The sequence below is a fragment of the Streptomyces sp. NPDC058195 genome (assembly GCF_042883525.1).
In the GTDB taxonomy this organism is placed as follows: Bacteria; Actinomycetota; Actinomycetes; order Streptomycetales; family Streptomycetaceae; genus Streptomyces.
Window position 1 is genome coordinate 73,126 of record NZ_JBHVVM010000031.1, and the last position, 22,249, is coordinate 95,374.

Below are 22,249 nucleotides of genomic sequence, written 5' to 3' on the forward strand. Positions count from 1 at the left end.
GACAAAATCATTCGGTTCGTGGAAGAACAGTTCTTGATCGACTTTGGTGACGACGTGACACCGCAGAGCGATCTCTTCAAGGAAGGGATCATCGATTCCTTCGGATACGTCCAACTGATGTCCTTCCTGGAGAAGGAATTCTCGCTGGAGATCGAGAGCGCGGAGTTCCTGCTGGAGGTCCCGGCCACGCTGGAGGCGATCGACAGGTTCGTGGCCGCCCGGATGGACCGCAGCGGTACGCCGGGAGGCGCCCCGTGTGCGGAGTAGCGGGGTACGTCCCCTCCTCGCCCGGTGCGGAGCCCCGCCCCGAGGTCGTCGCCGGCATGCTGTCGGAGATCCGCCACCGCGGACCCGACGAGGTGGGCTACTACCTGGACGACGGTCTTGCCATGGGGACCGTGCGGCTGGCGATCGTCGATCTGGCGACGGGTGCGCAGCCCATGTCGGATGCCACGGAGCGCTACTGGATCTGCTTCAACGGCGAGTTGTACAACCACATCGAGCTGCGTGAGGAACTGCGCGGGCTCGGCCGGCCGTTCCGTACCCGGTCGGACACGGAGGTCGTCCTCCAGGCATGGATCCAGTGGGGGCCGGACTGCCTGACCCGGTTCAACGGGGCGTTCGCCTTCGCCGTCCGGGACGCCGTCGCCGACGAACTCCTCCTCGCCCGCGACCGGTACGGCAAGCGCCCGCTGTTCCACACGAGCGGCCCCGGCGGGTTCCTCTTCGCCTCGGAGATGAAGGCGTTCCGCGCCGTCCCGGGTTTCCGTTTCGCACTCGACCCCCATGAGCTGAAGACGGTCTTCGGGATCTGGACCCCGCTGCCGGACCGGTCCCCGTTCAAGGGGGTGAGCCAGCTTCCCCCCGGCAGCTTCCTCACCCTCCGCGGGGGCCGGCCCACGGTGCACACGTATGAGGAACTCTCCGTCACCGCCGAGCCGTTCACCGGTACGGCGGCCCAGGCGGCCGAGCTGGTGCGCGACACCCTGCGCACCAGCGTCGATGTACGGCTGCGCAGCGATGTCGAGGTCGGGGTCTATCTGAGCGGCGGCCTCGACTCGTCCGTCATCACCAGGCTCGCCACGGACCTCTCCTCCCACGAGGTCCGCACCTTCTCCGTGGAGTTCGAGGACCGGGCCCTCGACGAGTCGGGCAGCCAGCACTCCGTCGCGGACTACCTGGGCACCCGCCATTCCGCCATCACGATCTCCACGGCCGACATCACGGAGAACTTCCCCGCCGCCGTCCATCACGCCGAGTTCCCCGTCTTCCGTACGGCCCTCGTCCCGATGTACCTGCTGTCGCGGCACGTACGCGACGCCGGAATCAAGACGATCCTGAGCGGAGAAGGCGCGGACGAGGCCTTCCTCGGCTACTCGCTGTTCCGCGAGACCATGCTGCGCGCCTCCTGGAACGGCCTCTCCCCCGAGGAGCGACAGCGCCGGATCGCGGTGCTGCATCCGGAACTCGGCCACTTCGGACCCGAGCACCGGGTCCATGTGGCGGGGCTGCTCAGCCAGTTCTCCGAGGAGCGGCTGCCGGGGCTGTTCTCGCATGAACTGCGCTACCAGAACGGCCGGTTCGCCCAGCGGCTGCTCCAGGACCGCACCGAGCCGTTCGCCGATCTGCTCGCGCTGGTCGGGAACACGCCCGGCTATGCCGGCCTGTCCCCGACCCAGAAGGCGCAGTGGCTGGAGTTCCGGACCCTGCTGGCCGGCTATCTGCTGTCCAGCCAGGGGGAGCGGATGGGGCTCGCCCACGGGGTGGAGAACCGCTGCCCGTTCCTCGACCCGGCCGTGGTGCGCGCCGCCGCCTCGGCCAATCTGCGCTTCGACGACGGATGGGAGGAGAAGGCCGTGCTCAAGGAGGCGTTCCGCGGACTCCTCCCGGCGGATCCGCTCTCCCGGCGCAAGCAGCCCTACCGCGCCCCGGGCGGCGTCGCCTTCCAGGAGCACCGGCCGGACTATCTGGAGCTGGTTCTCTCGGAGCGGGAGCTCAAGAAGATCGACGGTATCGAACCGGTCTTCGCCGAGCGGCTGGTCCGCAAGGTCCTGGCCACTCCCCCGGACGGGATCAGCACCAAGGAGGACCAGGCGTTCGTCCTGCTTCTCTCGACCGCCCTGCTCAACCAGCAGTTCGTGACGGACGGGAACGGCCCCATGCGTAGTCCATCGGACGCCCAGATGAACCTGACCACGGTGATCGACCGCCGCGGGTCCTCACTCCTTCCCGGAGGGCGGCGATGACCACGCGCGCGTACGTTCCGGCCGAGGACGGCGTCGCAGTGATCGGGCTGGCACTGCGGATGCCCGGCTCCGAGACCCTGCCGGAGTTCTTCGGCCATCTGGTCGCGGGCCGGTCGCTGATCTCCGAGGTGCCGCCCGAACGATGGTCCAAGGAGCGTTGGTTCGGCAGCCCCAGGCGAGGCGCCGAGAAGACGAACAGCGTCTGGGGCGGCTTCATCGAGGAGGCGGACCGTTTCGACGCCGCCTTCTTCAGCATCTCCCCGCGCGAGGCGGCGAGCATGGACCCCCAGCAGCGCTTCGCCCTGGAACTGGCCTGGCACGCCATCGAGGACGCGGGCTACCGCGCGGGCGAGCTGGCGGGCACCCGGACCGGCGTCTTCATGGGGGTCTGCCACGCCGACTACGCGGAACTGATGGAACGCGACGGGGCCAGGACCGACGCCTATTTCCCCACCGGCACCGCGTACTCGATCATCTCCAACCGGATCTCGTACCACCTGGACTTCCAGGGCCCCAGCATCACCAATGACACCGCGTGCTCCAGTTCGCTGGTCTCGGTCTACGAGGCGGTGTCCGCGCTGCGCAACGGCGACTGCGCGCTGGCCCTGGCCGGCGGGGTGAATCTGTGCTGGTCGCCCAAACACTTCGTCGCCTTCAGCCAGGCGAGCATGCTGTCGCCCACCGGCCGCTGCCGGGCCTTCGACCAGGGGGCCGACGGGTATGTGCGCGGCGAGGGCGGCGCAGTGCTGCTGCTGAAGCCACTGGCACAGGCGGTCGCCGACGACGATCCGGTGTACGCGGTGATCAGGGGTGTCGCCACCAACCACGGCGGCCGGACCAATTCGCTCACCGTCACCAATCCGGTCGCGCAGGCGAGCCTGATCGAGGGGCTCTACACCCGGGCGGGCATCCGCCCGGAGACCGTGTCCTATATCGAGGCCCATGGTCCAGGTACGCCGGTCGGCGACCCCATCGAGGTGCTCGCGCTCAAGCGCGCCTTCCGCGAGCTGCACCGGGCACAGGGCACGGAACCCGTGCCGGGAACCATCGGCATCGGCTCGGTCAAGACCAACATCGGGCATCTGGAGGGCGCGGCGGGCGTCGCCGGGATGGTCAAGGTGATCGCCGCCCTCCGGGAACGGGTGCTCCCCGCGACCGCCGGTTTCACCGAGCCGAACAAGCTGATCGAGCTGGATGGCAGTCCCTTCCGGATCGTGAGCGAGACCGAGCCGTGGGCCGAGCCGCCCGCGGGTCCGGACGCCGCCCCGGTGCCCCGGCGCGCCGGGGTCAGCTCCTTCGGCTTCGGCGGGACCAACGCTCACGTCGTCCTGGAGGAGTACCTGCCCGGCGACCGGCCGGACTGCGGGGCCGAGGAGCCGGGCGCCTGTGTCGTACCCCTCTCGGCACGTACCCCGGAGCGCCTGCGCCGGGTGGCGAAGGACCTGCACACGTTTCTGACCGCGTCCTCCACCGCCGATACTCCGGCCGGTGCGTCGCCGCGCCTCGCCGATATCGCGTACACCCTCCGGACCGGCCGTGAGCCGATGCCCGCGCGGGTCGCCTTCGTGGTGACGGACCGACGGCACCTCCTGCTCGCTCTGGGCGAGTTCGCGGATGGAATGCTGAGCGACACCGCCGCGCACGACCGTACCGGGGCACCGGACACGGACGGTCTCGCCGAGCTGACGGAGACCGCCCAGCGGTGGGCCGCGGGCGGCGAGACGGGCTGGTCCCCGCTGCCGGGCCACCCGCACGGGCGCCGAGTGCGGCTGCCCGGCTACCCCTTCGCCCGGGAACGCCACTGGTTCCGGACCCGCCCCGAGAACGAGAACGCCACGACCACCGGCACGCTCCACCCCCTCGTGCACCGCAACACCTCCCGCCTCGGCGAACAGCGCTATACCTCGGTCTTCACCGGCGACGAGCCGTTCCTCGACGACCACCGCGTGGACGGGGCGCGGGTGCTGCCGGCCGCCGCCCAGCTGGAGATGGTCCGCGCCGCGGTGTCGTACGCCACCGGTCACGAGGACCCGGCCGCCACGGCACTCCGGCTGACCGACACGGCCTGGCTGCGCCCGCTGGTTGCGGACGGGCAGCCGCTCCAGGTTCGGGTGGTGCTCACCCCCGGGGACGACGGCGCCCTCGGGTACGAGATCCGTACCGGGGACGAGGAGGCCGGCGCCGCCGTGGTGCACAGCCGGGGCATCGCCTCGGTCGGCCCGGCGGAGGAGTGCGAGACGCTCGACCTCGACGCGCTGCGCGCGTCCTGCACCGCTCGCCGCGACCCCGCCGAGGTGTACGCGGGCTTCCGCGAGGCGGGACTGCGGTACGGGCCTGCCCTGCGCGGACTCACCGGGATCCACCTCGGGTCGGGGGAACTGCTCGCGCGGATCGAGCGGCCCGCAACGGACATCGCGGTGGCGCTGCCGCCGAGCGTGCTGGACGCGGCGCTCCAGGCGTCGCTGGTCCTCCGGTCCGCCCTGAACCCCGGGGCGGAGCAGGCGCTGACGCTGCCGCTCGCCCTTGACCGCCTCGACGTCCACGGCACGTGCGGGGACGCCGTCTGGGCCTGGGTCCGCCACCAGCGCGGCGGCAAGGAGCTCGCCGTCTTCGACATCGACCTGTGCGACGGCAACGGCACGGTCCTGGCCCGGCTGCGCGGTCTCGCGCAGCGGACCGTCACCGAACCGGCGGAACCCGCCGAACCGTCCGCCCCCACCGGGCCGGGCGTGGTGGCAGCCACCTCGCGCTGGGTGGAGGCTGCGCCCGCCGGCACGGCCGAGCCCGGCACGGTGCACGGCTTCGTCGCCGGGATGCCCGAGCCGTTCGTCTCCGGGCTGTCCGGTGCGACCGGCCTCCCCTTCACCGCCCTGCCCGGCGTCCCCCTCGACGCCGTGGCGGACGGTGTCACCGTCGTACTGGACCGTGTCCTCGGGCGGATCCAGGAACTGCTGCGCTCGAAACCGAGGGGAACGCACCGCTTCCTCGTACTGGTCGACGACCGGGTGCCGCGCTTCTGCCACGCGCCGCTCGTCGGCCTCTTCCGGACCCTGCACCTGGAGAACCCGTCCGTGTCCGGGCGGGTGGTCCGGGTCGCCGGCCTCGGCACCGCGCCGTCCGGGCGGATCGCGGAGATCGTGCGCCAGGAGGCCGCCGATCCCGTCGTCGCCGACGCCGAGATCCGTCGCGGCGCCGACGGCGTCCGCCGCACCTGGCGTCCGGTCGCCGTCGAACCCTCCGCCGGTCCGGAGGTCCCGCCGCTGAAGAAGGGCGGGGTCTACTGGCTGACCGGGGGCCTCGGCGGCCTCGGCCGGAACGTCGCCCGCTACTTCGCCCGGCAGGACGGTGTCACCGTGGTGCTCAGCGGCCGGACCCCGGCCGGGGCGGCGACCGACGAGGCACTGGCCGGGCTGCGCGCGGCCGGGGTCGACGCGCACTACCTCGCCGCCGACGCGGGCAGCGCGCAGGACGTGGAGCGCGCCGTCCGCACCATCGTGCGCGAGCACGGGTCGCTGGACGGAATCGTGCACGCGGCGGGGACGCTGCGGGACGCCTATCTCCTCACCAAGGACCCCCGCGAGGTGGCGGAGGTGCTGGCGCCGAAGGTGGCCGGTGTCCTCCACCTCGACGTGGCCACCCGCGGCCTCGCCCTCGACTTCCTGGTGCTCTTCTCCTCCGTCGCCGGGGTGTACGGCAGCGCGGGCCAGGGCGACTACGCGGCGGCCAACGCCTTCCTGGACGCCTTCGCCCGACACCGGCAGACGCTGGTGGACGCCGGGGAGCGGACCGGCCGGACCGTGGCGGTGAGCTGGCCGCTGTGGGCGGACGGCGGGATGACGATGGACGAGGTGACCCTCGCGTCGATGCGCCGGCAGCGCGGCTGGGAGCCGCTGCCCACGGAGGACGGTCTGCGGGTCCTGGGGCGCGCGCTGCTCGACTCGCCGGAGCACCTCGTCCTCGCGTACGGCGCCGACGCCTCCCTCACCGCCGAGCCGCAGGCCGCGCCCGCCGCGGTGCCCGCCGCGGTGCCCGCCCCGCCCGTCCGGGCCCCGGGCGGGCTCTCCGGGGACGACCTGGTGGCGCGTACGACGGAGGTGGTGAAGCAGGTGCTGGGCGAGGTGCTGCACCACGACCCGGCGGCCCTCGGCACCACCGTCGGCCTGGTCGACTACGGGATCGACTCGCTCGCCATCCTGGAGGCCACCGAGCGGCTCGGCGAGGTCACCGGGCCGCTGCCCAAGACGCTCTTCTTCGAGTACCTCGACATCGAAGGCGTCGTCGGCTATCTCGTCGAGGAGCACCGGACGGCGCTTGAATCCCATTTCGGCGCGGCACCGGAACGGACGCCCGAGCCGGTGGCGAGGACCGAGCCGTCCGCCGTACCTGAACCGTCCGCCGTGTCCGGAGCGTCAGCCGCGCCCAAACCGTCGGCCGTCCCCGGGCCGGATGAGGCGTCCGCACGCCGGGACCTGGCACCGGTGGAGGTCCGGGCCGCCGCGGCCGGGGCTCCGGCCGCCGCCGCGTCCGACGACCGCCACGACATCGCGATCATCGGTATCTCCGGCAGCTACCCCGGCGCCGAGACCCTGGACGAGCTGTGGTCGGTCCTCGAAGAAGGGCGCCACCTCTTCCGGGAGGTGCCCCGCGAGCGCTGGGACCACGACACGATCTACAGCAACGAGCGCAGTGTCCCCGGCAAGAGCGCCATCCGTACCGGGACGTTCCTCGGGGAGATCGGCACCTTCGACCCCCGATACTTCCGGGTCTCCAAACGCGAGGCGGAACGGATGTCACCGGAGGTCCGCCTCCTCCTGCGGGCCGGTGTCGAGGCGCTGGAGGACGCGGGGTACTCCCGCGAGACGATCCAGCGCCAATACCAGGGCGACGTCGGCGTGCTCGTCGGCTCCATGAGCAACCACTACGGTCTCTACGGCTTCCAGAACAGCCTGACCCGCGGGGCCCCGGCGACCGGCAGCTACACCGGCACGCTGCCCAACATGCTGTCGTACTTCTACGGGTTCACCGGGCCGTCGATCTTCCTCGACACCATGTGCTCGGGTTCGTCGACGTGTGTGCACCAGGCCGTGCAGATGCTGCGGGCCGGCGAGTGCCGGATGGTAGTCGCCGGAGGGGTGAACCTCCTGCTGCACCCGTACAACCTCATCACCTCCTCACACGAGCACTTCACCACCGCGACCTCCGATGTCATCCGGAGTTTCGGGCTCGGCGCGGACGGGACCATCCTCGGCGAGGGCGTCGGCGCCGTGGTGCTCAAGCCGCTGATCGACGCCGAGCGGGACGGTGACCGGATCCACGCCGTCATCAAGGGCACCGCGATCACCAACGCCGGTGTGCGCAACGGGTTCACCGTGCCCAACCCGCGGATGCAGGCCCGTGCCATCGAGAAGGCGATCGACGACGCCGGCGTCGACCCGCGCACCATCAGCTATGTGGAGGGCCACGGTTCCGGCACCTCGCTCGGCGATCCGATCGAGGTCAGGGCCCTCACCACGGCGTTCGGCAAGTACACCCGGGACACGCAGTTCTGCGCCCTGGGGTCGGTCAAGTCCAACATGGGACACCTGCTGCACGCGGCCGGCATGGTCGGCCTGGCGAAGGTGGTCCTCCAGCTCAAGAAGCGCACCCTCGTCCCCTCGCTCCACAGCGAGCAGCTAAATCCCGACATCTCCTTCGCCGACACGCCCTTCCGGGTGCAGCGGGAACGCACCGAGTGGGAACCGGCAGTCACGGTGGAGAACGGATCCACGACCGTCCATCCACGGCGGGCCGGTATCACCTCCATCGGTGCGGGCGGTATGAACTCGCACATCGTCGTGGAGGAGTACATCGACCGAACCGGCCCCCGGGCACCGCGGCCGGACGGGCCCGAGTTGTTCGTCTTCTCCGCGATGACCGACACCGTGCTGGAGACCTCGCTCCGGCGGTTCAGGGACTTCCTGGCGGCGGCGGACGAGGCGGACCTGCCCTCGATCGCCCATACGCTCCGGGTCGGCAAGAACGAACTGCCGTGCCGCTGGGCCTTCCTGGCCCAGAACCTCGCCGATGCCGTCGCGGCCGTCGACCGCTATCTGGCCGGTGACCGTGACCAGGCCGCCGCGCTCACCGCTACCGGCCCGCGCGCCTCGGCCGCCCGTGAACTGGCCCTCGCCTGGACCGGTGGCGGTGGCGTCGACTGGGCCCCGCTCACCGGCGCCCGCCCGCCCCGGCGGATCTCGCTGCCGGCCTACCCGTTCGAGCGGGTGCGGTGCTGGGTGGACCCGGAGCCGGGCGCACCCGACGTCACCGCGCCGCTGGTCCTGAGCGGGAAACCGCATCCGTTCCTCGGGGCCAACCAATCCGACATCGACGGGCTGCGCTACGGTCTGGACGTCCACCTCGACGACCTCGCCGACTACGGCTGCCCGCAGGACAAGGTGCGGGGCATCGTCCCGACCTTCGCCGTCGATCTGGCGCTCGCCGTCGGGAAGGTCTCCGGACTCACCGGCACCCCGCGCGTCAAGGGCCTGCGCCTGTACGGCCCGGTCCCCTGGGACGCCACCGCCCGTCTGGTCACCACGGTCACCGTCCGGGGCCGGGAGGAAGCCGTCGGGGCCGTGTTCCGCGAGGACGGGACGGGAGCGCGTACCCCGGTCGCCGACTTCGCGGTGTACCCGGACAACCGGCGGGCCGCGCCGGACACCGTGCGGCTCGGCGGCGACGGTACGCGCGCCCTGGACCGGGAGGAGGTGCTGGCCGAACTGGCCGAGGGCGGCATCACCCCCGACCCCTTGCTGTGCGGGGTGCACGGCGCGCACTGGCTGCCGGACGGACAGCTCGTCCTCGATGTGTCCGTCCCGGAGCTTCGCCTGGATCACACCCGGAGAAACATCAGTATCGCCCCGCATGTCCTCGCGGCGATCGCCCATGGTGTCCAGCTCTTCGCCAGGCGGGCCGGTGAACCCGCCTGGGCACGGCAAGTCCCGTACCGGATCGACGACATACGTCTCTTCGGTGACGCACGGGACGGCGACGACGTGGCCCAGGTGTTCCTCGACCTGCCGACGCGGCCCGATACCCCCGGCGGCCGGGTCCGGCTGGCGGACCGCGACGGCCGGGTCCTGGCCGAACTGGTGGGCGTGCGGTGGGGCGAGGGCGGTACGGAGTCCGCGGCCACAGAGGCGGAGCGCAGCAGTACGCCGGTGCCTGCCATGGCTGAGCAGCGGGCGCTCGCGTCCGGCCCTCCGGAGCCGCCCGAGGACGAGAGCGGGGCACTGGTCGCCTTCACGGTCGGTGAACTCCGCCGTATCGCGGCGGACATCCTGAAGTTCGATGCCGAGGAACTGGATGTCCACACCGGTTTCGACGCCTTCGGCTTCGACTCCATCTCGCTCGTCGCGTTCAGCACGCTCATCAAGGAGTCGCTCGGTGTCGAGCTGACCCCCGCGGTCTTCTTCGATCTGACCACGCTGGACCGGCTGGGCCGCCATCTGGTCACCGAGTTCGGGCACCAGCTCGACACCGCGCGGGAAGGCTCGAAACCGCCGGTCCCGTCGATGCCTTCGGTACCGCGGACGGCCGTGACCGAGCCGGCTCCGTCCGCCGCGACCAGCCGGGAGAGCCGTGCCCCGGAACGCCGCGACGGGCCGGTGCCCATCGCCGTCATCGGTGCCGCCGGGCGCTTCCCCGGCTCACCCGACCTGGACACCTACTGGTCGCGGCTCGTCGAAGGCCGGGACTGCGTCTCGCAGTTCCCCGTCCACCGCTACAACGACGCCTACCGGCGGATCGTGGAGAAGGCCGATTTCCCGCGCCACGCGGGTGTCGTCGACGATGTCGACGCGTTCGACGCCGGCTTCTTCCAGATCTACCCGCGGGAAGCCGAGCTGATGGACCCCCAGCACCGGCTCGCCCTGGAAACGGTCTGGAGCGCGATCGAGGACAGCGGGTACACCCGGGCCGGACTACCGAGGAACACCGGGCTCTACTTCGGTGTCTCGGGCACCGACTACGCCACTCTGCTCACCACCCACGGCGTCGAACCGGACGCGTTCACCTCCACCGGCAACGCCCATTCCATGCTGGTCAACCGGATCTCGTACATCCTCGACATCCGGGGCCCGAGCCAGCCCGTGGACACGGCCTGCTCCAGTTCCCTGGTCGCCGTGCACCGCGCGCTGGAGGCCATCCGCTCCGGCGTGTGCGATCTGGCGATCGCCGGCGGAGTCAATCTCCTGCTCAGTGTGGACACCTTCGTCAGCGCCCACCGCGCCGGGATGCTGAGCCCGACCGGCCGGTGCCGGACCTTCGCGCGGGACGCGGACGGCTATGTGCGCGGGGAGGGCGTCGGCGCGCTGGTGCTCAAGCCGCTCGACGCCGCCGAGCGGGACGGTGATCCGATCCTCGGCGTGCTCGTCGGCAGCGCCGAGAACCACGGCGGCCGCGCCAACTCCCTGACGGCGCCCAACGCGGACGCCCAGGCCGAGCTGGTCCAGACGGCGATGGCGGGCATCGAGCCGGACACCGTCGACTACATCGAGACCCACGGCACCGGAACCGTGCTCGGCGACCCCGTCGAGGTACGCGCGCTGCGCACCGCCTACAAACGGCTCGGCAGCACCCCCCTGGCGGACGTCGTGCTGGGCTCGGTGAAGACCAACATCGGCCATCTGGAGGCGGCGGCAGGTGTCGCCGGGCTGCTGAAGGTGCTGCTCGCCCTGGAGCACGGTGTCATCCCGGCGACCCGTAACTGCGCGGACCTCAACCCCTATCTCGAACTCGAAGGAGGCCCTTTCCGCGTCGGGCGCGAGAACGAGCCCTGGCGACGCCGCTCGGTCCCGCGGCGGGCCGGGATCAGCAGCTTCGGCTTCGGCGGCGCCAACTGCCATGTGGTCGTCGAGGAGTACACCCCGGGCACCCTGCCCGACCCGGACGCCGAGGACACCCCTGTGATCGTCCCGCTGTCGGCTCGTACCCCAGGACAACTGAGCCAGGTCGCCCACAGGCTGCTCGCCCATCTGGAACGGACGCCCGAGCCGCCGTCGTTGCGCGCGCTGGCCTGGACCCTCCAGTCCGGACGGGAGGCGATGGCCGAGCGCGTCGGCTGGGTCGTCGGATCGCTGCGTGAACTCACCGACCACCTGCGGAACTTCACAACGGACGGCGAGAACATCGGGAACGGGGTCAGGGGCAGTGCCGTCCGGCCGGTCACCGATTCCGTGCCCCTGGTGCCGAACGGCGACCCGGCCCGTCTGCTGGCCCGCTGGACCGCGGGGGCGGCCGTGGACTGGCGGCCGCTGTACGGGGCGTCGGCGCCCCGGCGGGTGCGGCTGCCCGGCTATCCCTTCGCCCGTGAGCGCTACTGGATCCCGGATGCCGCGCCGGAGCGGCTGGACGACCCGGGCCGAGCCTGGAGCGGCACCGCGCTGCTGGTCCCCCGCTGGAGGCCGAAGCCCGCGCCCACGAGCGGCCCGCAGCGGCCGGAGCGCCATGTGGTGATCCTGTGCGGGGCGCTCGCCGCCGCGCGGGAATCCGCCGAGCGCCAGGTGACGGGCGTGCGATGGGCGACGGCCGAAACCGGCGCACAACGCCTCGACAGCTGTTTCGGCGCTGTCTCCCGGCAGGTCTTCGAGACCGTGCGCGAGCTGGCCGCCGACACCTCGGCCAGCCGCACGCTGGTCCAGGTGGTGGCGCCCATCGGTGGCGACGACATCGTTCATCTGGCCCTCGCCGGTCTGCTGCGTACCGCGGCGGCGGAGGACCCCACCCTCACCGGGCAGCTCATCGGCCTCGACCTCACTGGTCGCGACGGGCCGGACGGCCCGGCGCTCGCCGCCCTGGTGGCGGAGAACGCGCGGGCCACCGGGGACGAGGTCGTCCTCCAGCGGGACGCGGTGCGCTCCGTCCTCACCTGGGAGCGGGCCGAGCCCGCGCCCGGGAACGACGCCTCCGGACCGTGGCGCGACGGCGGCGTCTATCTGATCACCGGCGGCGCGGGCGGCATCGGTGCGGTGATCGCCCGTGCCATCGCCCGGGACGTCGCCGGTGCAACGCTGGTCCTGGCCGGCCGCTCGCCCCGGGACGCGCGGATCGACGCGCTCCTCGCGGAGCTGCGTGCAGCGGGGGCCGCCGCCCGGTACGCGCGGGCGGATGTCTCACGCTGGGAGGAGGTGCGCCACCTCGTCGAGGACGTCCGGGAGCGGGACGGGGGCCCGCACGGGATCGTGCACTGCGCGGGGGTGGTGCGCGACGGCGCCCTGGTACGCAAGACGGAGCGGGAGTGGGCGGACGTCCTCGCGCCGAAGGCGGACGCCGTCGTCCACCTCGACCGCGCGGTGGGCGAAGCGCCCCTGGACTTCCTGCTGCTGTGCTCCTCCGGCTCGGCGGTCACCGGCAATCCCGGTCAGGCGGACTACGCCACCGCCAACGCCTTCCTCGACGCCTTCGCCGTACGACGCAACGCGCGTGCCGCCGCCGGGGAACGCTTCGGACGCGCCCTGTCGCTGGCCTGGCCGCTGTGGCGCGAGGGCGGAATGACCGTCGACGACGCCGTCCTGAAGCGTCTGTGGCAGAGCCGGGGCCAGGCCCCGATGGATTCCGCGGACGGCATCGGCGCACTGGTCCGTGCCTGGCGGCTGGACGGCGAGGGGCAGGTCTGGATCCACCACGGAGACCTCGACCGGATCCCGGTCACCCCCTCACCGGCAACCGCCGTGCGGGACGTAACAGAAGCACCGGCAACCGCCTTACGGGACGTAGCAGAAGCACCGGCGACATCCGTGCGCACCGCCGCGGAGGCGCTGCGCGGCCTCACCGGTCTCTTCGCCGAGGTCACCAAGGTCCCACCGGGCGACATCGACCCGGACGCGCCGCTGCACACCCTGGGGCTGGACTCGATCATGGTGGTGCAGCTCAACAAGGAGCTGGCCCTCAGACACGGAGAGGTGTCGAAGACCCTCTTCTACGAGCTTCCGACGCTCCGGGCGATCGCCGGGCACCTCACCCCTGCGCAGGACGGGCCGCGCGATGCCGACGGCAGGTCCGGCGAGCCCACCCGGGACTCGGGGCCGGCGCCGTCCGAGCCCCGGCCTCTGCCCGCCACGCCCGCCGGGCGGCGGGAGCCCATCGCCGTCATCGGGATGAGCGGACGCTACCCGGGTGCCCCGGACCTCACCGCGTTCTGGGAGAACCTCAAGGCGGGGCGCGACCGCATCGGTGAGATCCCGGCCGACCGCTGGCCGAGGGAAGGCTTCTACGAGCCGGACCGTGCCAAGGCGATCGCCACCGGGCGCAGTTACAGCAAATGGGGCGGGTTCCTCGACGGCTTCGCGGACTTCGACCCGATGTTCTTCCGGATCGCCCCCCGGGACGCCTACGCCATGGACCCGCAGGAGCGGCTGTTCCTCCAGGCGGCCTGGGAGGTCGTGGAGGACGCCGGTTACACCCCCGGGGAACTCGGTGGCCGTCATGGCGGCCGGGTCGGGGTCTTCGCCGGTGTCACCAAGTCCGGCCACGCCCGCTACGGCGCGCGCAGACTGCCCTCGGGCGAGACGGTGGTCCCGGCACTGTCGTTCGCGTCGCTGAGTTCCCGGACCTCGCACGTCCTTGATCTGCACGGGCCGAGTCTGACCATCGACACGATGTGCTCGGCGTCCCTCACCGCGATCCACGAGGCGTGCGAGCATCTGTACCAGGGCTCCTGCGAGGCGGCCATCGCCGGCGGGGTGAATCTGTATCTCCACCCGCTGGACTACATCGAGCTGTGCCGTTCCAACATGCTGTCGACCGGCCCCGAGCTGCGCAGCTTCGGCAGCGGCTGTGACGGCTTCGTACCGGGCGAGGGTGTGGGCGCGGTGCTGCTCAAGCCGCTCTCCCGGGCGCTGGCCGACGGCGACCGGGTGCTGGCGGTGATCCGGGGCACGAGCGTCAACCACGGTGGCCGCACCCACGGTTACACGGTGCCCAGTCCCACGGCCCAGGCCGAGGTGATCCGTGACGCGCTCGACCGCGCGGGTGTCTCGGCCCGGGACATCGGCTACGCCGAGGCGCACGGCACCGGCACCGAACTCGGTGACCCGATCGAGGTGGCCGGTCTGACCCTGGCCTTCGCGGCGGACACGGACGACCGGGGCTTCTGCGCCCTCGGCTCCGTCAAGTCGTCCATCGGGCACCTGGAAGCCGCCGCCGGCATCGCCGGACTGACCAAGGCCGTCCTGCAACTGCGGCACGGGCAGTTTGCCCCGAGCCTGCACGCCGAGGAACTCAACCCCAACCTCGCCCTCGAACAGACCCCGTTCTTCGTCCAGCGTGGCCTCGCCCACTGGCCGGGCGACCGCCCTCGTCTGGCGTCGGTCTCGTCGTTCGGTGCCGGAGGCTCGAACGCACATGTCATCTTGGAGGAACACGTGTCAGAGCCCGTAGCCGACCGGGCCACCGCCGAACACCTGGTCGTCCTGTCCGCGCGCACCCCGGACCAGCTGCGTGCTCAGGCCGCCCGTCTGGCGGAGCATCTGGACGGCGCGGGAGCGCGGGAGCGTCTCGCCGACATCGCCTTCACCCTCCAGATCGGGCGGGAGGACCGGGAAGAGCGCCTCGCCGTGGTCGCCACCTCGGTGTCCGGACTGCGCGCCGTGCTGCGCGCGCACCTGAACGGGGAAACGGACACCCCCGGCGTCCACCGGGGCACCGTCGGTAAACCCCGGAGCGCCGTCGCCGACCTCGCGGCGGACGAGGAGGTCGGGCATCTGCTGGTGGCCCGCCTGGCCAGGCAGGGCAAGCTCGCGGAACTCGCGGAGCTGTGGACCCAGGGGGTGGCGCCGGACTGGTACGCCCTGCACGGTCCGGACACGCCCCGTCGGATCTCGCTGCCCAGCTATCCGTTCGCCCACGACCGCTACTGGGCCGGCGACCTCGAGCCTCTCGGCACACCCGACGCGCCCGCCGCTTCCCCGGTGTTCCGCGTCGAAGAGGCCGCGCCCCTCGTGTCCGACGTCCACCACCAAGCCGCTCCCGGGGTGCCCGACATCCGGGAAGCCGCCCCCTTCGTACCCGGAGCCGTACCCGCAGCACGGCCCGGCCGCCCGGCACCGGCGCCCGCGGTGGCGGACGCGCGGCCCGCGCCGCCGCTCGACGAACGGGTCCGGCAGGTGGTGCTGGAGAAGCTGGCCGACGCTCTGGCCATGGAGGCCGGGGCGGTCGCGAGCGGCCACGCGTTCGCCGACTACGGGCTGGACTCCATCCTCGGCGTCCGCTTCGTCCACGAACTGAACGAGGCCCTGGGCCTCGATCTCACTACCGGCGTCATCTACGACCACAGCACGGCCGACCGCCTGATCGCCCATCTGCTGCACGAGCACCGCACGGCCATCACGCTGCCCGTCCCGGACGCCCCGCCGGCCGCCGGGCCCGCTCCGGCGGCCGAGGTCGAGGCCGAGGGCCCGGCTCCGGAGGCGGGCGGCCGTGAGCCAATCGCGGTCGTCGGCATGAGCGGACGGTTCGCCGGCTCCGACTCCCTGGAGGAGCTCTGGAAGCATCTGGCGGCCGGTGACGACCTGATCGGCGAGGCGACCCGCTGGCCCCTCCCGGCGGCCGACGACACCGGCAGGCCGCGCTGCACCCGCGGTGGATTCCTCGACCGTATCGACGAGTTCGACCCGCTGTTCTTCAACATCTCCGGGGTCGAGGCCGCCGTCATGGACCCGCAGCAGCGGCTGCTGCTCGAAGAGTCCTGGAAGGCCCTGGAGGACGCGGGCTACGCTGGACGCGCGGTCGCCGAGCGCACCTGCGGTGTGTATGTCGGCTGCTGGGACGGCGACTACCAGCAGCTCGTCGGCGAGGACGGGCCCGCGCAGGCGTTCTGGGGGAACATGGCGTCCTTCGTCCCGGCCCGTGCCTCGTACTTCCTCGATCTGAAGGGGCCGGCCATCTCGGTCGAGACCTCCTGTTCCAGTTCCCTGGTCGCGATCGACCTGGCCTGCAAGGACCTCTGGTCGGACGAGACGGACATGGCCCTCGCCGGCGGTGTCTACGTCCAGACCTCCCCGCGTCTGTACGACCTCGCCGGACGCGCCGGGATGCTCTCGCCGACCGGGCGCTGCCATGCCTTCGACCACCGCGCCGACGGCTTCGTACCGGGTGAGGGTGTCGGTGTCCTGGTCCTCAAGCGGCTGGCGGACGCACTCGCCGACGGCGACCACATCCACGGTGTGATCCGGGGCTCCGGCACCAACCACGACGGCGCGACCAACGGCATCACCGCCCCCAGCTCGCTCTCGCAGGAACGGCTGCTGAGCGAGGTGTACGACCGGTTCGGCGTCGATGTCGAGACGATCCAGGTCGCCGAGGCCCACGGGACCGGCACGAGGCTCGGTGACCCGATCGAGTTCCAGGCGCTGACCCGCGCCTTCCGCAAGGGCACCGACAAATCCGGTTTCTGCGCCCTCGGTTCGGTCAAAACGAACCTCGGGCACACCCAGTCCGCCGCCGGTGTCGCCGCCGTCTTCAAGGTCCTCCTCGGCATGAGGCACGGGCAGATCCCGGCCTCGCTCCACTTCGAACGGCCCAACAACGCCGTGCAGTTCGACGGCAGCCCCTTCTATCCCAGCACCCGCACCCACCCGTGGCCGAAGCCCTCGGGCACCCCGCGACGCGGTGTGGTCAGCTCCTTCGGGGCCAGCGGCACCAACGCGCATCTCGTCCTGGAGGAGCCGCCGGCGGTGTCCCGGCCGCGTCCGCAGAGCCCGGCCCATCTGGTCGTGCTGTCGGCGCGTTCACGTGAGCAGCTCCAAGAGCAGGTGGCGCGTCTGGCCGCGCATCTGCGCCGGGAGACCGCCCTGGACTGCGATGACATCGCCTGGACGCTCGCCGCCGGACGCGAGCACTTCGCCCACCGCTTCGCCTGCGTGGTACGGGACCGCAACGAACTGCTGGACGTCCTGGACCAGGGGATCGACGGGCCGCAGGCGCACACCGGGGAGGCCGCCGGAGCAGGGCTGCCGGACGCCGAGGAGGCGCTGCGCCGCTGCGCCACCGGGACGGCCCTCACCCGCGCCGCGGACCTCACCGTGCTCGCCGAGCTGTTCGTCGGGGGCTCGGTGCTCGACCCCGCCCGGATCTTCCCGAGTAAGGGGCCGCGCCGGGTTCCCCTGCCCACCTACCCGTTCGCCCGCGAGCGCCACTGGGTCGGCGGAAGCCCTCTGCCGGGGCCGGCCGTCACCGAGGCCGCGTCCGACCGGCTCGCGCCCCTGGAGCCCCGCCATCCGATCCTGGTCGGTACGGCCCCGGTGCCGGGCGAACCCGGCACCGTTCGGGGCACAGCGAAGCTGACCGGCGAGGAAAGCTTCCTGCGCGACCATCTGGTGCGCGGCGAGCGGGTCCTGCCCGGGGTGGTCCATCTGGAGCTGGCCCGTGAGGTCGCCGCCCGTGCCCTCGGCACGGACACCGCGACCCCGCTCACCCTGCGGAACGTCACCTGGGTCCGCCCGCTGGTCGTGGAGGGCGCTCCGCTGGCGGTGGATATCACGGTGCGGCCAGAGGGCGACGGCGTCGCCTTCCGGGTGGCCTCCGCGACGGACGACACGGACCCGTTCTGCGAGGGACGTGTGCTGCCCTCTGTCTCCCCGCGTCCGGCCCCGCTGGACCTGGACGCACTGCGCGCGGGCTGCCCGGTCCGGGTGCCGGGCGCGCGGATCGGCGAGGCGATCGCCGCCAAGGACATCACCCATGGGCCGAGCCTGCGCGCGATCGAGGAGGCCCAGGTGGGGCCGGACCTGGTCGTCGCCCGTCTCTCGGCGGCACCGGGTGAGCCCTATCCGTACGGTCTGCATCCCACGCTGCTCGACTCGGCGATCCAGGCGTCGGCGGCGCTGGACCTCGACGGTGCGCAGACCCCGCCCGGTGCGGTGATGGTGCCGTTCGCCCTGGACACGCTGGAGCTGTACGGCCCCTGCGTGGACGCGATGTGGGCCGTGGTCCGTACCGCGCCGGGTCGGGAGGGGCCGGACGCGCTCAGCAGGCTCGACATCGACCTGGTCGACCCAACGGGGGCGGTCCTGGTACGGATGACCGGTTACACCTCGCGGGCCGTGCCCGAGCCCGTGCCCTCGCTGTTCGCCCCGGTGTGGGAGCCGGTGCCGGAAGCGGACCTCGGGGTGTCCCCCGCGCCGCTGCCGGAGCGGACCCTGGTCGTCGGCGCCTCTGACCGGCAGTTCGCCGAGATCGCCCGGCGCTGCCCCGGGGCGCGGGCATGGCGGCTTGCGCCGAGCGCGTCGGCCGAGGAGAACGCCGCCGCGCTGCGGCCCGGCGGCCCGGTCGGACATCTGCTGTGGGTCGCCCCGGACACTGCGCCGCACCCGACGGACACCGCCGCCTTCGCCGCCGCCCAGGAACAGGGCGTCCTCGCCGCCTTCCGGATGGTCAAGGCACTGCTGCTCACCGGTCAGGACGCCCGTCCACTCGGCGTCACCCTGGTCACCCGCGGCGCCCAGGCCACCCATCCGGCCGAGGAGATCCGGCCGGCCCAGGCGGCCCTGCACGGCCTGTTCGGCTCGCTCGCGCAGGAATACCGCCACTGGGAGGTCCGCCGCTTCGACCTCGGCACCACCGACGGTCCGAACGCCTTCACGGACCTTCCCGCGCGGTCCACCGGCGGCACCTGGGCGCGGCGCTCGGGCCAGTGGCTGCGGCGGCGGCTTGTGCCGTGCGCGACCGAGCGGCCGACGGTGGCCCCGTACCGGGAGCGCGGTGTATACGTCGTCATCGGCGGCGCGGGCGGCCTCGGTGAGGCGTGGACCCGGCACGTGGTGGAGCGCCATGGCGCCCGAGTGGTGTGGATCGGCCGCCGCCCGCAGGACGCCTCGATCGAGGCGCGGACGCGGGCGGCCGGACCCGGCGGAGAGGTCAGCTACCTTTCGGCCGACGCCACGGACCCCGAGGCGCTGCGCGCGGCCTGTGCGGAGATCAAGGCCCGGTACGGGCGAATCCACGGTGTCGTCCACGCGGCCCTGGTGCTGCGCGACCGCGGCCTCGCCACCATGGAGGAGGCCGACTTCCGGGCGGGCCTGGCGGCGAAGACCGACACCAGCGTCGCCATGGCACGGGTCTTCGCCGGGGAGCCGCTCGACTTCGTCGTCTTCTTCTCCTCGCTCCAGTCGTTCGTCACGGCGGCGGGGCAGAGCAACTACGCGGCCGGTTGCGCCTTCTCCGACGCCTACGCGCATCTGCTGGCCACTCATCTGGACTGCCCGGTGAAGGTGATGAACTGGGGCTGGTGGGGATCGACCGGCAGCGTCGTCTCCGCGCTCCACCAGCAGAGCATGGCGCGGTGGGGACTGCTGTCGATCGAACCGCCGGAGGCGATGGCCTCGCTCGCCACCCTGCTCGGCGGTCCCCAGCCGCAGGTGAGTTTCGTCAAGATGACTGATCCGGAGGCGATCGAGCCAATCGACATGACGCTGCGCACGACCGTGTACGGGCGTTCGCCCATGGGTGTTCCGTCCGGGGCGGCGCTGGCCCCGGCGGACCTCGACGACGGGGACGAGTGTCTCCTACGGAGCGTGGCCGACTGGCGCCGCACCGAGCGTGATCCGCTGCTCGCCGAGCTGATGCGGGCCCATCTGGAGGCGCTGGGTGTGCTGCGGCCAGGGGAGCCGGCCCCCGCCGATCCGGCGGCGGCGCGTGAGCGCGGCGGGATCGACGAGCGGTACACGATGTGGCTCGCCCATGCCCTGCGGGTCGTACCGGACCGGGCGCGGCCTCTCGACGTTCTCGGACAGCGGTGGGCCGAGCAGTGCACACGGTGGTCCGCCGATCCCGACAAGAGGGCGGAACTCGCCCTGGTCGACGCCACGTTGAAGGAGCTGCCGCATATTCTCACCGGGCGCGTCCCGGCGACGGACAGCATTTTCCCGCGCGGCTCGGTGGAGCTGGTGGAAGGCTGCTACCGGAACAACCGGGTGGCCGACACCTTCAACCGCACCATGGCGTCGGCCGCCTCGGGGATCGTCTCGGAGCTGCTGCGGAGGAACCCGGGTCACCGCATCCGGATACTGGAGATCGGGGCGGGCACCGGGGGCACCAGCGTCGGCATGTTCGCCGCGCTGCGCCCGTACTGGCACAGTGTCGAGACCTACACGTACACGGACCTGTCGAAGGCGTTCCTGAACCGCGCCCAGGCCCGGTTCGGTCCGGATGTCCCCTACCTCGACTGCCGGCGCTTCGACGTGGAGCAACCGCTCGCGGGGCAGGGCATCCCGGAGGGCGGCTACGACCTGGTCATCGCCGCCAATGTCCTGCACGCCACCCGGAACATGCGCAACACGCTGCGCAACGCCAAGTCGGCGCTGCGGGACAAGGGCTGGCTGCTGCTCAATGAGCTGACCGCCTTCGATGTGTTCAGCCATCTCACGTTCGGGCTGCTCGAAGGGTGGTGGCTGTCCGAGGATGTGCCGCTGCGTGTGCCGGGCTCGCCCGCGCTGGCGCCGGAGACCTGGCGGGAGGTGCTGCACGGCGAGGGGTTTTCCTCGGTGGTCTCCCTGCTGCCGCACGCCCGCGACCTTGGCCAGCAGATCCTGGCGGCCGAGGGCGACGGTGTCGCGCACCGGCGGGTGCCCGCGCGGGCCCGCGCGGCCACCGTGCCACCACGGCCCACCGCGGCCGTCCCCGCGCCCCCCACCCCGGCCCCGGCCGTCGTACCCCCCGCCCCCGCCGCGACCCGGGCTTCGCTCCTGGCCTCCTATCTCACGGACAAGGCGGCGGAGACACTGCGGATACCGGCGAAGAAGATCGACCCGGGGACGTCCTTCGCCTCGTACGGGATGGACTCGATCCTGGTCCTCCAGTTCGCCAACGCGCTCCGGCAGGACCTGGGCGAGCTGTCCTCGGCTCTGCTCTTCGAGGAGGACTCGGTGGACCGGCTCGGCGCCTACCTGCTGGAGCACCACCGCGCCGAGGTGGACGCGCTGACCGGGGCCCGGCTGCCGGACAGCGGCAAGGACGCAAACCCCGATGCCGTTCGGGGGCCGTCGGCCGCGTCCATCGGCTCGCTGTTCACAACGCTGGCGGGGTCGGGTGACCCGGCCCTGAGCAGCTCCCTGCTGACGGCCGCCGCGCGGCTGCGGCCCGCCTTCGCCTCCGGCGCGGACGGCCGGGAGCCGGAGGCCCTGCATCTGGCCGACGGCGCGGACGGAATCGGGCTGGTCTGCCTGCCGTCGCTTGTCGCTCCCACCGGGGCGCACCAGTACCTCCGGTTCGCCCTCGCGCTGCGTGGTCTGCGGTCCGTCTGGACAGCCGGTGTGCCGGGCTACGGCGCGGGCGAACCGCTGCCGGGGAACCTGGACGCGGCGATGGACCTCCAGGCCGATTTCCTGCAACGCCGGTTCGCCGGCCGCCCGTTCGCGCTGGTGGCGTACTCATCGGGCGGGTGGGCTGCCCATGAGGTGCTGCGGCGGCTGGAGGCCGCCGGAGCCGCCCCGGTCGCGCTGGTGCTGCTCGACTCCCCCGGGCGGCCCGACGACGATGTCGCCGGGGGCATGGCCACCATCGCCCACTGGCTGACCAGTCGGTTCCCGCAGCTGCCCGTCGAGGACGAGCAGCTCACCGCGATGGCCCGGTACGCGGAGCTGTTCGACGGCTGGCGGCCCCGCCCGGTGTCGACCCCGACGCTGTTCGTGGGCGCGGCTTCGGAAGGACCCCTCTTCGAGGTGCTCGGTGACCGGTCGGGACCGCTGTGGCGGCCGGAGTGGCCGCTGGAGCACACCCGGCTCGACGTTCCCGGCAGCCACTTCACGATGCTGGACGAACACGCAGAGTCCACGGCGCTCGCCGTCCACCAGTGGCTGGTCCAGCGGTCCGGCTGATCGGAGGTTCCGCGACACGAAAGCCGTCTTCGTCGTGGGCCCGGCCCGGTCGCCGAGCCTGCGTCGAGGACGGCCCGTGGTGGTTCATCGTTGTCCTGCCTGAGGACAGCGGCCACCCGCTCGTCGCCCGTGGACCACGTGACCTTCATCCAT

General features: G+C 72.3%; 3 protein-coding genes. All 3 read left to right on the top strand.

What is annotated here, in order from left to right:
• Window positions 1-18: 18 nt before the first annotated feature.
• From ACFVWY_RS29960 to ACFVWY_RS29970, 3 genes are read left to right on the top strand one after another with little or no spacing between them, the layout of a single operon-like run.
• A complete protein-coding gene (locus tag ACFVWY_RS29960; protein ID WP_389877867.1) occupies window positions 19-267 on the top strand; it encodes an acyl carrier protein in 249 nt (82 codons plus the stop codon).
• Window positions 255-2,246, top strand: a complete 1,992-nt coding sequence (gene asnB / locus ACFVWY_RS29965) for an asparagine synthase (glutamine-hydrolyzing) (protein ID WP_389877868.1) — start codon at window positions 255-257, stop codon at window positions 2,244-2,246. The genes ACFVWY_RS29960 and asnB overlap by 13 nt, the downstream gene beginning before the upstream one ends.
• Window positions 2,243-22,096, top strand: coding sequence for an SDR family NAD(P)-dependent oxidoreductase (locus ACFVWY_RS29970; protein ID WP_389877870.1), 19,854 nt, complete (start codon window positions 2,243-2,245; stop codon window positions 22,094-22,096). Before asnB ends, ACFVWY_RS29970 begins: the two co-directional genes overlap by 4 nt.
• Window positions 22,097-22,249 lie beyond the last annotated feature (153 nt).

Excerpts from the sequence above, each read along its gene's own strand:
- ACFVWY_RS29970 (WP_389877870.1), top strand. The coding sequence starts at position 2,243 with ATGACCACGCGCGCGTACGTTCCGGCCGAGGACGGCGTCGCAGTGATC.